The organism is Stenotrophomonas sp. P5_A9 (genome assembly GCF_056400525.1).
Window position 1 is genome coordinate 1 of the sequence record NZ_JBFULC010000011.1, and the last position, 14,125, is coordinate 14,125.

A 14,125-nucleotide genomic window follows, 5' to 3' on the forward strand; every position below is an offset into this window, starting at 1 on the left:
TGGTCGGTGGGTCGGGCGCTGGTCGGTGGGTCGGGCGCTGGGCCCCCATGCCCTTGGAGGCGAAATAAAGGAGGAGGCCGCATCGCGGCCGGGGGACATTCGCCGGAAAGGGCATGGGGGCCCAGCGCCCGGCCCACCGACGACCGCGCATGAAAAGGTTCGCAGCGCGCTTGGTTTTCACCACGCAGACGAGAGAAGAACCAAAAAAAAACCCGCCACGAGGGCGGGTCTTTTTCGGGGAAGCTCAAGCATCCTTGCGGATTACTTGATCTTGCCTTCCTTGTACAGGACGTGCTTGCGCACGACCGGATCGTACTTCAGGAATTCCATCTTCCCGGGGGTGTTCTTCTTGTTCTTGTCCGTCGTGTAGAAGTGGCCAGTGTTGGCCGTCGAAATCAGACGGATCTTGTCGCGCTTGCCTGCCATGATTATTTACTCCTCAGACCTTTTCGCCGCGCGCACGCAGCTCAGCCAGAACGGAATCGATACCGTTCTTGTCGATGGTGCGCAGGGCATGCGCGGAAACACGAAGCTTGACCCAGCGGTTTTCGCTGGCAACCCAGAAGCGGCGCTCGTGCAGGTTGGGCAGGAAACGACGACGGGTCTTGTTGTTGGCGTGCGAGACGTTGTTACCCGTCTGCACTCGCTTGCCGGAAACTTGGCATACGCGGGACATTGCGCACCTCGATGAAAGTAATTGTCAGCCCATAGCCCGGGCGACGGCGGCCTCGGCGGTTTCCCGCCACACGTCATGAGAATCAAAGGGTTACGCTGTCGAGGGCAGGCCGGATGACGTGTTCCCGGCCACCGATCCAAAGGTTTCTGGACACAGCGAGCCGCGCATTATGCCGCAGCCCAAGGGCCTGCGCAAGTTGTCCACAGGGCGCGCCCGGCCCGCCTGTTCGCGCCGCCGCTGCACCGGGGCGGCAATACTGGCCCTCCCCCACCCGGACCCCACCCATGCGGCTGCTCGCCCTGACCTATGGCACCGAAGGCGACACCCGCCCCCTGGTGATGCTGTGCCATGGCCTGATCGCCGCCGGCCACGAAGTGCTGCTGCTGGCCGAAGGCGACACCCTCGGCAGCGCGCGCGACCTGGGGGTGCCGCACGCGGCGTTGGAAGGGGACATCCATGACGAGGTGGTGGCGCTGGTATCGCGCGGCAACGACACCCTGGCCGCCTCGCGCGGGCTGGCACGGATGGCCCGCCAGCACGTGCCGGCGTGGATGCGCCAGGCCGACGCGGCGGCCGCCGGCTGCGATGCGGTGCTGACCGGCGGGCTCGCCGCGTTCGTGGGCATGTCCGTGGCCGAACGCCACGGCCTGCCGGTGATCGGCACCGGCATGATCCCGCTCACCCCCACGCGCGCGTTCCTGTCCCCGTTCCTGCCACGGCTACGCCTGCCCGGCGCGCTCAACCGGCTCAGCTACACGCTGGTCAACCAGGCGGTCTGGCGGACGTTCCGCGGGCCGATCAACCGCGCCCGACGCGCGCTGGGCATGCCGCCGCGACGCACGCTCTGGCGCGACCTGCCGATGCTGTACGGCATCTCGCCCAGCCTGCTGCCGCCGCCCGCGGACTGGCCCGCCGACCACCGCATCTGCGGGCAATGGCGCGCCCCGGACCTGGCCTGGCAACCGCCGGCGGACCTGCAGGCCTTCCTCGACGCCGGACCGGCGCCGGTGTACCTCGGCTTTGGCAGCATGACCGGCTTCGACCGCGACCATGTGCTGCCCGCCCTGCTGCAGGCGCTGGCACCGCGCCGGGTGCTGCTGTTTCCCGGCTGGGCCGGAGTGCCCAGCGGCACTCTGCCGCCGCAGGTGTTCGTGGTCGGCCCCACCCCGCACGAGGCTCTGTTCCCGCGCTGTGCGCTGGTGATCCACCACGGCGGCAGCGGCACCACGCACTCGGCCTGCCGCGCCGGCGTGCCCTCGCTGGTGATGCCGTTCGCCGCCGACCAGTTCTTCTGGGCGGATCGGTTGCAGCAGTTGGGGGTAGCACCGGCAGCGTTGTCGCCGAAGCGGCTGGATCACGACACCCTGGCAAATGCGATTGGTTTCGTCGAACGCGCCGGGACCCGTGAGCGGGCGGCTGCACTTGGCAGGGGGATGGAAAGCGAAAACGGCGTGGCCAACGCAGTCGATCTGATCGACCGGCAGTTGGTGGGAATACCGACTCGACAACAAGGTTGAACTGCCATGAAAGAGTGTGACCCGGTCATTTGACCTCCCCGGCAGGGGCTGCCGTAATGGATGCACGCCCCCGCCCTCGCCGTCGTCATTCAGTTGGCTAAACGGCTTGGGACGAAAAAACCGCCGCAAGGCGGTTTTTTCATGCCCGAAGGAACGTGTGCATGATCAACGCAACCGCCGTCTACATGGATGGCTACAACTTCTACTACGGCCGTATCCGGGGAACGCGCTATAAGTGGATCGACAGGGTGGCGCTGTTCCACCGCTTGCTCCACGAACAGGATCCTGAGTCCCAGGTGACGTTGGTCAGGTAGTTCAGCGCGTTCTGCCTGGCCCGGTTCTCGACGCATGGCAATGCATCGACCATCGCCCAGGACTGCTTCCTGCGCGGGCACGAGGCCCGACATGGCGCCCGCTTCCAGAAAACGATGGGGGACACACAAGCGATGTGGAACCCATGCTTCGTGCGATCAAAGCAGATTTTCCCCACATCCGGCTTGGAGTGATTACGCCACGACGTCCTCCAGAGGACGGCGCGGTCTCCCACCGGAACATGATGTCATCACTATCGGCGAAGGCGCACTGGGCGCGGAGCCACATTCGCGACGAGGAACTGGCAGCATGCCAGCTGCCAGATCGCATCCAGACCGGGAAAAAGCCCATCGACAAGCCGTCGCATTGGTGACGCCGCCTTTGGCGTCGGCATGGCGGCACGCGGCAAGGCGTGCCGCCGTTCGATTCAGGCCGGTCCAGCCTCTTCCTTCCGATGCAACCACCGGTACAACACCGGCAGCACCAGCAACGTCAGCAACGTGGACGACACGATGCCGCCGATCACCACCGTGGCCAACGGACGCTGCACCTCCGAGCCGGCGCCGACGTTGAAGGCCATCGGCACGAAGCCCAGCGAGGCCACCAGTGCGGTCATCAGCACCGGACGCAGGCGGCCGAGCGCGCCGTCGCGCACTGCGTCGGCCAGCGGCAATCCGCTATCGCGCAGGCTGCGCACGAAGCTGATCATCACCAGGCCGTTGAGCACCGCCACGCCGGAGAGCGCGATGAAACCGACGCCCGCGGAGATCGACAGCGGGATCCCGCGTGCGGCCAGTGCAAGCACGCCGCCGGTCAGTGCCAGCGGTACGCCGCTGAACACGATCGCGGCATCCTTGACCGAACCAAAGGCCCAGAACAGCAGCGCGAAGATGATGATCAGGGTCAGCGGCACCACGATTGCCAGGCGTTGGCTGGCCGAGATCAGCTGCTCGAAACTGCCGCCGTATTCGATCCAGTAGCCGTTGGGCACCTGCACGTCGCGGCCGATGGTCTGCTGCAGCTCGGTGACGAAACCGCCCAGGTCTCGGTCGCGCACGTTGGCGGTGACCACGATGCGACGCTTGCCGTTCTCGCGGTTGATCTGGTTCGGCCCTTCGCTGTTGCCCAGCGTGGCCAGCTCGCGCAACGGGACGGTACGCGCACTGCCGCTGCTCCAGCTGCCGCTGCGGCTGGATTCGTCGGCGTCGCCGGCCAGCGCGGTCTCCAGCGATACCGGCAGGTCGGCCAGCGCGGCCGGGTCCTGGCGTAACGCTTCGGGCAGGCGCACGACGATGTCGAAGCGACGGTCGCCTTCGAACAACTGTCCCGCCACTTGGCCACCGACGGCAGTGGCCACGGTCGACTGCACCTGGCCCGGGTTGAGCCCGTAGCCGGCCAGCGCGGCCCGGTTGGGGGTGACGGTGAGCAGCGGCAGGCCGCTGGTTTCCTCCAGCCGCACATCGGCCGCACCGGGCACCTTGCCCGCCACCGCCGCAATGCGCTGGCCCACCGCCAGCAGCGTGTCCAGGTCATCGCCGAACAGCATCACCGCCACGTCCGCCCGCACACCGGAGATCAGCTCGTTGGTACGCATCTGGATGGGCTGGGTGAACTCGTAGTTGTTGCCCGGCAACTGCTCCACGGCTTCTTCCAGTTCGCCCAGCAATGCCGCGCGCGACTTGCGCGGGTCCGGCCAGTCCTTGCGCGGTTTCATCATGATGAAGGTATCGGCCACCGACGGCGGCATCGGGTCGGAGGCTACCTCGGGCGTGCCGATCTTGGAGAACACCTTGTCCACTTCGGCGAACTGCATCAGCCGGTTTTCGATCTGCTTCTGCATCTGGATCGACTGGGTCAGGCTGGTGCCGGGGATGCGCATGGCGTGCATGGCGACATCGCCCTCATCCAGGTTGGGCACGAATTCGCTGCCCAGCCGGGTGGCCAGCAGGCCGCAGCCCACCACCAGCACCAGTGCACCGGCCACCATCCAGCGGCCGCGACGCAGCGAGAACGCCAGCAGCGGTTCATAGCGCCGGCGCACCCAAGCCATCACGCGGTTTTCCTTCTCCTGCACGTGCCCGCCGAGGAACAGCGCGATCGCCGCCGGGACGAAGGTCAGCGCCAGCACCATCGCACCGGTCAGTGCCAGCACCACGGTGATCGCCATGGGATGGAACATTTTTCCTTCCACGCCGGACAACGCGAAGATCGGCAGGTACACCGCGGTGATGATGCCCAGGCCGAACAGACTGGGACGGATCACCTCGGCAGTGGCGCTGGCGGTTTCGGCGAAACGTTCGGCGCGGGTCATGTCACGGCCGAGGGCGTGCTGGCGTTCGCCGAAGCGACGCAGGCAGTTCTCGATGATGATCACCGCGCCATCGACGATCAGGCCGAAGTCGAGCGCGCCCAGGCTCATCAGGTTGGCCGACACGCCGCCGCGGGCCATGCCGGTCAACGTGAACAGCATCGCCAGCGGAATCACCGCCGCGGTGATCAGCGCGGCGCGGAAATTGCCGAGCAGCAGGAACAGCACCACGATCACCAGCAGCGCACCTTCGACCAGGTTCCTGGCCACGGTCTCGATGGTGCGGTCCACCAGCGCGGTGCGGTCGTAGCTGGCGGTGACGGTGACGCCCGCGGGCAGGCTCGCCTGCGCCTGCTGCAGCCGCGCCGCCGCGGCCTGGGCGACATCGCGGCTGTTGGCGCCGATCAGCATCACCACCGTGCCCATCACCACCTCGTGGCCGTTCTGGGTGGCCGCACCGCTGCGCAGTTCCGGCCCATCCTTGACCTCGGCCACATCATGCACGTGGATCGGCACGCCTTCGCGACGGGCCAGCACGATGTTGCCGATCTCCTCCAGGTTGGCCACCTGGCCGGGAATGCGCACCAGGAACTGCTGGCCGTTGCGCTCGATGTAGCCGGCGCCGACGTTCTGGTTGTTGGCTTCCACCGCCTGCGCGACGTCTTCCAGGGTGAAGCCGAGCGCACGCAGCCGCGCCGGGTCCGGGGTGATATGCACCTGGCGCTGGAAGCCGCCGATCGTGTTGACCTCGGTAACACCGGGCACATTGCGCAGCTGCGGCCGGATCACCCAGTCCTGCAGGGTGCGCAGGTCGGTGGCGGTGTACGGCGTGCCATCGGGCTTGCGTGCCTTTGGATCGGCGTCGATGGTGTACATGAAGATCTCGCCCAGGCCGGTGGAGATCGGGCCCAGCTGCGGGTCCAGGCCGTCGGGAATCTGCGATTTCACCTGCTGCAGGCGTTCGGCCACCTGCTGGCGGGCGAAGTAGATGTCGGTACCGTCCTCGAACACCACGGTGACCTGCGACAGCCCGTAACGCGACAGCGACCGCGCCTGCTCCATGCGCGGCAGCCCGGCCATGACCGTTTCCACCGGGTAGGTGATGCGTTGTTCGGTCTCCAGCGGCGAGTAGCCGGGCGCGGCGGTGTTGATCTGCACCTGGACGTTGGTGATGTCCGGGGTGGCGTCGATGGGCAGCGTGGTGAAGCTCCAGATGCCGACCGCGACCAGCACGGCGGTGAGGGTCATCATCAACCAGCGATGGGCGATGGAGGCGCCGATGATGCGTTCAAGCATGGGAGCGTCCTCCGCGGTGCGACGCGCGCGGCACGCGATCAATGCTCATGCGATGCCCCCGCCTTGCCGATGTCGGCCTTGACCACGTAGCTCTGTTCGACCACGACGTCTTCGCCCGTCTTCAGCCCATCGGTCACTTCGACCTGGCCGGCATCGCGCGCGCCGAGGGTGATCGCACGGGCGGTGTAGGTATCGCCGACGCGCACGAACACCACGTCCTTGCCGTCCATGCTCTGGACCGCAGCCAGCGGCACCACCAGCGCGGCGGGCTTGGTCGCCACCACGATGCGTGCCTTGACCGCCGCACCGGGCCGCCACAGGCCATCGTCGTTGCGCAGCGTGGCGCGGGCGACGGTGCTCTGGCTGGCGGTGGCGGTGCCGGGCAGCACGCGTTCCAGCGTGGTGGTCTGGCTGACACCGTCGGTCATGCGCGACACGGTGACCGGGACGCCGGCGGTGATGTGCTGGGTATCGTTGCCGAAGATATGCAGGTCCACCCACAGCGTGGACAGGTCGCCGATCTCGAACAACGCCGTGCCCTCGCCCGCCACGCCGCCAACCTGCGCTTGCCGCGCCAGCACCACGCCGGCAATCGGCGCGCTGACGGTGTAGGTGGTCAGGCTGAGGTTGCTCTCGATGCTGGCCAGCACCTGGCCGGCGCGGACGCTGTCGCCGACGTTGGCGCGCAGCGAACGGATCGGGCCGGGGAAGCGCGCCATCACCTGCGCCACGCGGCCATCGACGGGCGTCAGCAGACCCTGCACGTCGTGTTCGTCGGCGATGGTGCCGGCGGCGACCGGGGCCACACGGATACCCGCCTGTTCGGCCATGGCTGCGGCGATGGTGGTGCGCTCCGGCGCGTCATGGTCGTCTTCGCCGTCGGTGTGGCCCGCTTCGGCGTGCCCTGGGTCGATGTCGGCGGGGCCGGCTGCAGGGGCGTCCTTGCCGCAGCCGGTCAGGGCCAGTGCAGCGAGCAGGAACGTGGCGGCCAGCGCGATGCGGTGTGCGGAACGGTTCATCGGCGGTCCTCCGTGGACACGTGGGGCGTGGGGGTGTCGCTGGCGGCGACCATGCTTTGGCCGGTCAGGCGCTGGATTTCGATCAACGCGGTCTGTGCGGCGATGGCCGCATCGAGCTGGCGTTGGCGCGCGTCGATGCGCATGGCCTGCAGCTGCGCCCATTCCATGTAGCTGATGGCGCCGGCGCGCCAGGCCTTCTCGGCGGCGTTTTCGGCGCGCTTGAGCTGCGGCAGCACATCGCGCGCCATACGCGTGACTTCCAGCTGCGCGGTCAGGTAGCGCCCGTGCGCCTCGGCCAGCGTGGCGTACAGCTGCAGGGCGCGTGCGTCGCGTTCGACGCTGTTGAGCGCCAGCTCGGCCTCGGCGGCGCGGATCTCCGGCGCGGCACGCGCGACGCTGCCCAGCGGCAGGCTGAAACCGGCCACGAAGGCGCTGTCGCGGCTGTCGCGGTTGTTGCGGACTCCGACCTGCCAGCTGAGATCCGGCCGCGCGGCGGTGCGTGCCAACTGGACCTGCGCCTCGCGGATGCGCCGTTCACCGGCCAGTACCGCCAGTTCCGGGGTGCGCTGCAGTTCCTCGGCCAACACCGCAAAGTCCTGCAGGGCCGGCAGCTGCATGGGGTCGCCGGTGACCACGTTGAAGCCGGGATTGCGTTGCCGCCAGAGCGCGGACAGGGCGGCACGTGCGGACTGGTCGGCCTGGCGGGCCCGATCGCGGTCCAGTTCAGCCTGGGCCAGCATCGCCTGTGCGGTCAGCAGTACCGATTCGGGCGAGGCGCCGGCCTGCAGGCGCAACCGCGCGGCGGCGACCGCGCGCTTGCGCTGCTCGATGTCGGTGGTGGCGATGCCCAGTTGCTGGCGCGCCTCGGTGATGGCGAGGTAGCGGCGGGCGACCTCGGCCAGCAGGTCCAGGCGTGCGGTCTCGCGCTGCGGCGCCAGGCTGTCGATGTTGGCCTGGGCCACTGCACGACGCGCGTCCAGCTTGCCGCCACGTTCCAGCACGCCGGCCAGGGTGACGGTCAGCTCGGCAGTACGGAAGCCGCTGGCATCGCCGGTGCCGAGCGCGTTCTCAAGCTCGACGCCGACGGTGAGCGGCGGCGTCAGCGCCGCCGCATCGCGGCGGGCTTCCCAGATCGGGCGCTGCGCGTCGGCCAGGCGCAGGTCGGGGTGATAGTGGGCGACGCGCGCGATGGCGGCGTCGAGGGTCAACGGGTCAGGCGTATCCGTACCCTGCGCATACACGCACGGCACGAACGCAACGACAGCCAGGGCTGCCATGCGCATCCACATGGGGGACTCTCCAGATAGCGGTTCAGATGGACAACGGCGGCGCGTGGCCGCAAGGCATCAGGACGCTATCGGGGGGCGCAGCAGGCTCTCGGGCGGCTGGGTGCGCAACTGCGCGGTCAACCCGACCGGCACGCTGTGCGCAGGCGCGGTGGGCAGCAGCCACGGCAGCGAGGCCATCGGCAGGACGCCGCCATGACCATGGCAATGCCCGCAATGGACCAACGCGTGCAACAGGTCACCGTCACTCGCATCGGGATCACTGCTGCCCGGAGTGGCCGCATCGGTGGGCGCAGCATCGGTATGCAGGCTGATGTGGATGTCGGCCAGTGCCGAGGCCGTCGCCGTGCCGAACACGCCCAGGCCGACCGCGACCAGCATCAGCAGGCGCAGCAGCAGGGACGAATGCGGGCGGGCAGAACGGAACATGCCGGCAGGGTAGCCGGCGGCTTGCGCGTTACACAATCGCAGCCGCCGGCATGGGTTCACCTTGGCGGGGTCTGCCGTGGCGCGGCCGACCCCGTTGTACTCAGCCAGCGGCCTTGCGCTGGGCGATGTACGCCTGGATCTGCTGCTCCAGCACCGGCAGCGGCACCGAGCCCTGCTGCAGCACGGCATCGTGGAAGCCCTTCACGTCGAAGCGGTCGCCCAGGTCCTTTTCGGCCTGGGCGCGCAGGCGCACGATCGCGATCTCGCCCAGCTTGTAGCTCAGCGCCTGGCCCGGCCAGGAGATGTAGCGGTCCACTTCGGTGGTCACTTCATGCTCGCTCAGCGCGGTGTGGTCGCGCAGGTAGGCGATGGCCTGCTCGCGGGTCCAGCCCTTGTGGTGCACGCCGGTGTCGATCACCAGGCGCGCGGCGCGCCACATTTCGTAGGTCAGGCGGCCGAAATCCTCGTACGGGGTTTCGTAGATGCCCATCTCCACGCCGAGCTTCTCGCAGTACAGGCCCCAGCCCTCGCCGTAGGCGGAAATGTAGGCGGTGCGGCGGAACTCGGGCTGGTCGCCGTGCTCGGCCGCCAGCGCACCCTGCAGCGCATGGCCCGGGTCGGACTCGTGCAGGGTCAGCGCCGGCAGGTTGTACAGCGGTCGCGCCGGCAGGTTGTAGGTGTTGAGCCAGTAGGTGCCCATGCCACCGCGCCCGGCAGTCCAGAACGGGGCGATGTCCGGCGGCACCGGCACGATGGTGAAGCGCGCGCGCGGCAGGGTCATGTACTTGCCGATCACCCCGTCCACGCGCTTGGAGATCCACGCGGCGCGATACAGCAGCTCGTCCGGGGTCTTGGCGTAGAACTGCGGGTCGGTGCGCAGGAAGGTGAGGAACTGCGCGAAGCTGCCCTTGAACTGGACCTGCTTGATGATCGCGTTCATTTCCTCCTGGATGCGCGCCACTTCCTTCAGGCCGATCTCGTGGATCTGCTGCGGGGTCAGGTCCAGCGTGGTGTATTGGTGGATCTGCTGCTTGTAATACGCCTCGCCACCGGGCATCGCCTCGGCCGCCAGCGTGGTGCGCGCCTGCGGCACGTACTCGCTGACGAAGAAGGTGCGCAGCTTGCCGAACGCCGGCACCACGCTGTCGCTGATGGCCTGGCGTGCCTGCGCCTGCAGCTGCGCCTGCTCGGCGGCGGGAATGCTGGCCGGCAGCTTCTTGAACGGTGCATACAGCGGTGAGGCGGTCGGGTCCTTGAGTTCGGACACGGTGGCGATGGAGACCTCGCGGCCGTCCAGCACCGCGCGCGGCACGCTGAAGCCGCGCTTGAGCCCGGCGCGCATGTTCTCGGTCTGCTGGTCGAAGTAACGCGGCACATCGTTGAGGCGCGCGATGTAGTTGCGGTAATCCGTCGCGGTCTTCATCTCGCGGCGGGCCATGAACGACAGGCTCGACCAGAACGAGGAGTCGGCGTTGAACGGCATTTCATAGCCGCCCAGCCGCACCTCGGCAGCCAGGTTGAACACCTGGTCGCGGTAGATGGCGTAGTTGATCTGGTTGTCCGGCGACAGCGCCTTGCGGTCGACCTTGTCCAGCTGGGCCAGCACGTCGTCCCAGACCTTCAGCCGCGCCTGCTGGGCGGCCTCGCCCACGTCGGGCATGCGGGTGGCGTTGGCCGGGCCGTCTTCATCCTCGCTGGCCGCACCACCGCCGTCCTGGCGCCACTTCCATTCCTTTTCGTAGATGGCGCGGAACTGCGCATCGGCGGGGCTTTCAACAGCCAGGCTGGCCGGGGCGGTGGTCGGTGCGGCCGGCGCAGCGGCCAGGGCGCCGCCGGCAGGAAGGGCCAGGGCGAGCAGCAACGCGGTGACGAGCGGTGATTTCACGATCAGGGGTTCCCGGGAGACGGCAAACCCCGATGATGGCACCCGGCGGCGGCCCTGCGCATGGTTCAAAGGTCCTGCCGGGCCCCATGAACCTGGGGGTGGCATTGACGGAACGCGTTCCGTCGCCCCGCCCTAATGCGCCGCCTTGTCCCGCTTCCACCCACGGTGGGCGATATCCAGCTTCAGGCTGTACAGCGCGGTGAACGCCGGGAACAGGTTCTGCAATACACCCACCGAGTCCTGCTTGGCCGAGAACAGGAAGTAGCTCAGGGTCATCAGGCTGCCGACCACGCTCATGTACCAGAACAGGCGCGGGATCACCGGCTTGCCGGCGCGTTTGGAGGCCACGAACTGCACCAGCCAGCGGCCGCCGAACATCAGCGCGCCGGTATAGCCGATCAGCTTCCAGCCGGTTACGTGCAGGCCGGTCCAGTACAGCCAGGTCAACGGTTGGTCGAGCCAGTGCAGCTCCATCAGCGTTCTTCCACGGCGGTGCGCTTGCTGCGCGTGATCAGCCAGGCCACCCCGCGCAGGTCGCGGATGCCGACCAGCGCCCGGCCCAGGTTGTTGTACTTGGACACCCCGGCGGTGCGGTGGCGGTGGTTGACCGGCACGCTGACGGTCTTCCAGCCGGCACGCTGCATCAGCGCGGGCAGGTAGCGGTGCATGTGGTCGAAGTACGGCAGGTCCAGGAACGCGGCGCGTTCGAACAGCTTGATGCCGCAGCCGGTGTCGGGGGTGTCATCGCGCAGCATGCGCGCGCGGATCGCGTTGGCCCACTTGCTGGCCCAGCGCTTGCTGCCCGAGTCCTGGCGGTTGACCCGCCAACCGGCGAACAGCTTGACCTCCGGGGCGGCGGCCGCACGTGCGGCCAGCAGCTTGGGGATGTCGGCCGGATCGTTCTGCCCGTCGCCGTCCAAGGTGGCGATCCACGGCGCGCGTGCATGCTTCACCCCGGTGCGCACGGCGGTGCTCTGCCCGCTCTGGTTGACGTGGTGCAGCACCCGCAATTCCGGGTTGGCGGCCTTGAGCCCCTGCAGCACGGCCAGGGTGTCATCGCGCGAATGGTCGTCGATGTAGACGATCTCGAAGTCGATCCGTCCGCGCAGGGCGGCGGTGATCTCCTCGATCAGGGGGGTGACGTTGTCGCGTTCATTGAAGACCGGGACGACGACCGACAACTGGGGTTGGCTCATGGTCGGGCTCTGCGAAGGGCCGGGATCGAAAAAGAGCGCGCATTTTCCGCTCCCGAGGTTATCCGAAGATGAATTGGGAGATGTGTGTCAGGCGTGATCGCCGAAATAGTCGCGGCACCAGGCCACCACGGGCGGCAGGCCCTGCTCGATCGGCGTGGCCGGTTCATAGCCGAATGCGTCATGGGCGCGACGGGTGTCGGCCATGGTGCGGACCATGTCGCCGGGCTGCATCGACTTGTAGACCTTGTGCGCCGGGCGTCCTGCGGCCGCCTCGATGATCCCGATGAAATGCTCCAGCTCGATCGGCGTGTGGTTGCCGAGGTTGAATACACGGTGCGGCACGTCCTCGCCGGACGGATGCGCCAGCGCGCCGAGGATACCGGCCACGATGTCGGAAACATGTGTGAAATCGCGCTGCATTTTTCCGTCGTTGAACACATCGATGACGCGTCCGGCCAGCACTGCGCGCGAAAACAGCAGCGGCGCCATGTCCGGGCGGCCCCAGGGACCGTACACGGTGAAGAAGCGCAGGCCGGTGGCATGCAGGCCATACAACTGCGCGTAGGTGTAGGCCATCAGTTCGTTGGCTGCCTTGGTGGCGGCATACAGCGAACGCGGCTTGTCGATGCGCTGGTCTTCGGAGAACGGCGGCGTGGCCGAGTCGCCGTAGACCGAGCTGCTGGAGGCATACACCAGGTGCGCCACGCCGCGATGCCGGCACAGCTCGAGCATGTTGACGAAGCCGACCAGGTTGCTGTCGACGTAGGCGTACGGATTTTCCAGCGAATAGCGCACGCCGGCCTGCGCGGCCAGGTGGATCACCCGGGTCGGCTTGACCTCATCGAACAGCGCGGCCAGGCCGTCCCGGTCGGTGAGGTCGAGCACGCGGATATCGGCATCCGGGCACAGCGCGGCCACGCGGTCGCGCTTGATCTGCGGGTCGTAATAGTCGTTGTAGTTGTCCAGCCCGACCACCGTTTCACCGGCATCCAGCAGGGCACGCAGGGTGTTGGCGCCGATGAAGCCGGCGGCGCCGGTGACAAGAACGGTCATGGCAGGGTCCTGGAAATTGCTGTGGACAGGATATCGCCGATGCGCCGGGCTCAGAACAACCCGAAGCGCTTCCTGGCCACGTTGACGCGCGCCGGGTCGATGAGATCCTTGATGCCCTTGGCGTCGAAACGGTCCAGCAGTGCATCGCTGCCCTTCTTCAACTTCAGCGCCATCTCTTCCGGATACAGCGGGACCAGCGTCATGAAGACGATGGTCTTGTGTGCATCGATCACCAGGTGGCCGAAGTCTTCCGGCGCGCTCACCGGCGGCAGCACGATCGCGCCGTCGAAGCCCACGCCCGGCGCATAGGGCTCGGCCGGATGGCCGTTGGGCACGGTGTGGCCAAAGCCCAGCCAGGTATCGAACTTGTGCGGCAGCCGCGCCAGGCCCTTGAGCAGGCGGATCGGCCAGTAGTACCGCTCGTCCTCGAAATCGGCGTGCTGGATCGGCCAGTCGGCCGGCAGGGTGACCATCAGCTCCATGTGCTGCGGTGCCTCCACGCCCTCGGGCAGGGTCATCGGCAGGTCGCTCATGCCCGACGTCACCAGCCGCAGGTGCGGGAACGCGTCGGTGGCCGGGACCACGTGTACGTCGATGTGCACCGCATCGGAAATGATCTCGTGGAAGACGCCCGAGATCGGCCCCAGGTGCTGCTCGATATGCGCGCTGATCTGCTCGATGCATTCCTCGCCGTGGGCCGGCGCGAAGTCTTTCTCCTGCGTGTGCAGCAGGATCGGGCTGCCGCCCGGGCTCAGTTCGTCGTGTTCATTGCTCATCAGTGGCTCCTGGTGATGACCACCGTGGCCCAGGTGCTGGCTCACCACAAGGTGAGCGGGGCATCCCTGGCCAGCGTGGCCTTGCGTTCCTTGCTGAAATCCCACCAGGGGCGCGGCGCCTCGCCCTGCATGAAGCGCAGGATCGACAGGAACACGTCGATCACGCAGGGATCGTGCATCACGCCGGTGCGCAGGCACAGTTGCGCATACATGTCATAGGCATCGCGGCCGCGCAGGTGCGCTGGCACGCGGATGCCGATCAGACGCAGATCTTTCTCACAGGCCGGCCCGACATTCGGCAGGTCGGTCAGACGCAACAGATGGTTGCGGTCGACCTTGGTGGGGTTCATTACGGTGGGGTGATCCTCTTGC

14 protein-coding genes are annotated in these 14,125 nt (G+C 67.6%); 2 read left to right on the forward strand and 12 right to left on the reverse strand.

The features are described 5' to 3' along the window. Positions 1 to 261: 261 nt before the first annotated feature. Positions 262 to 429: a 50S ribosomal protein L33 gene (rpmG, locus tag AC1DR7_RS05195; RefSeq protein WP_172407465.1), complete on the reverse strand. Its 168-nt coding sequence runs from the start codon at positions 427 to 429 to the stop codon at positions 262 to 264. A gap of 10 nt (positions 430 to 439) precedes the next feature. After that, positions 440 to 676: a 50S ribosomal protein L28 gene (rpmB, locus tag AC1DR7_RS05200; RefSeq protein WP_005411638.1), complete on the reverse strand. Its 237-nt coding sequence runs from the start codon at positions 674 to 676 to the stop codon at positions 440 to 442. 284 nt (positions 677 to 960) lie between these two features. On the opposite strand from rpmB, the gene AC1DR7_RS05205 reads away from it, so the two are divergent. Both AC1DR7_RS05205 and AC1DR7_RS05210 read left to right on the forward strand, forming a co-directional pair. Then, positions 961 to 2,193: a glycosyltransferase gene (locus tag AC1DR7_RS05205; RefSeq protein ID WP_457318188.1), complete on the forward strand. Its 1,233-nt coding sequence runs from the start codon at positions 961 to 963 to the stop codon at positions 2,191 to 2,193. Positions 2,194 to 2,354: 161 nt separating this feature from the next. Then, positions 2,355 to 2,507 carry a PIN domain-containing protein gene (locus tag AC1DR7_RS05210; protein ID WP_256776289.1) on the forward strand — a complete coding sequence of 51 codons (153 nt, stop codon included), beginning with the start codon at positions 2,355 to 2,357 and terminating at the stop codon, positions 2,505 to 2,507. 425 nt (positions 2,508 to 2,932) lie between these two features. On the opposite strand, the gene AC1DR7_RS05215 is transcribed toward AC1DR7_RS05210, so the two are convergent. The 10 genes from AC1DR7_RS05215 to AC1DR7_RS05260 form a co-directional block, all read right to left on the reverse strand. Beyond that, positions 2,933 to 6,109, reverse strand: coding sequence for an efflux RND transporter permease subunit (locus AC1DR7_RS05215; RefSeq protein ID WP_478051146.1), 3,177 nt, complete (start codon positions 6,107 to 6,109; stop codon positions 2,933 to 2,935). Positions 6,110 to 6,147: 38 nt separating this feature from the next. Then, on the reverse strand, positions 6,148 to 7,128 hold the full coding sequence (locus AC1DR7_RS05220) for an efflux RND transporter periplasmic adaptor subunit (protein ID WP_457318186.1): 981 nt from the start codon (positions 7,126 to 7,128) through the stop codon (positions 6,148 to 6,150). Then, positions 7,125 to 8,417, reverse strand: a complete 1,293-nt coding sequence (locus AC1DR7_RS05225; RefSeq protein WP_457318185.1) for a TolC family protein — start codon at positions 8,415 to 8,417, stop codon at positions 7,125 to 7,127. The genes AC1DR7_RS05220 and AC1DR7_RS05225 overlap by 4 nt, the downstream gene beginning before the upstream one ends. A 57-nt stretch (positions 8,418 to 8,474) precedes the next feature. After that, on the reverse strand, positions 8,475 to 8,843 hold the full coding sequence (locus tag AC1DR7_RS05230) for a DUF2946 family protein (protein ID WP_457318184.1): 369 nt from the start codon (positions 8,841 to 8,843) through the stop codon (positions 8,475 to 8,477). A 100-nt stretch (positions 8,844 to 8,943) separates the two neighbouring features. Beyond that, positions 8,944 to 10,728 (reverse strand): DUF885 domain-containing protein, encoded by a 1,785-nt coding sequence (locus AC1DR7_RS05235; RefSeq protein WP_457318183.1) that lies wholly within the window; start codon positions 10,726 to 10,728, stop codon positions 8,944 to 8,946. A 132-nt stretch (positions 10,729 to 10,860) separates the two neighbouring features. Next, positions 10,861 to 11,202: a lipid-A-disaccharide synthase N-terminal domain-containing protein gene (locus AC1DR7_RS05240; RefSeq protein WP_256776297.1), complete on the reverse strand. Its 342-nt coding sequence runs from the start codon at positions 11,200 to 11,202 to the stop codon at positions 10,861 to 10,863. Continuing rightward, positions 11,202 to 11,924, reverse strand: a complete 723-nt coding sequence (locus tag AC1DR7_RS05245) for a glycosyltransferase family 2 protein (RefSeq protein ID WP_457318182.1) — start codon at positions 11,922 to 11,924, stop codon at positions 11,202 to 11,204. The genes AC1DR7_RS05240 and AC1DR7_RS05245 overlap by 1 nt, the downstream gene beginning before the upstream one ends. A gap of 87 nt (positions 11,925 to 12,011) precedes the next feature. Next, entirely contained in the window at positions 12,012 to 12,977 is a 966-nt protein-coding gene (locus AC1DR7_RS05250) for an NAD-dependent epimerase/dehydratase family protein (RefSeq protein WP_478052772.1), read from the reverse strand. A 50-nt stretch (positions 12,978 to 13,027) separates the two neighbouring features. Then, positions 13,028 to 13,753: a suppressor of fused domain protein gene (locus tag AC1DR7_RS05255; protein WP_256776300.1), complete on the reverse strand. Its 726-nt coding sequence runs from the start codon at positions 13,751 to 13,753 to the stop codon at positions 13,028 to 13,030. Positions 13,754 to 13,794: 41 nt separating this feature from the next. Next, the gene (locus tag AC1DR7_RS05260) at positions 13,795 to 14,103 is read right to left on the reverse strand and encodes a helix-hairpin-helix domain-containing protein (RefSeq protein ID WP_457320500.1); all 309 of its coding nucleotides are present in this window, start codon (positions 14,101 to 14,103) and stop codon (positions 13,795 to 13,797) included. Between the last annotated feature and the right edge of the window lie 22 nt (positions 14,104 to 14,125).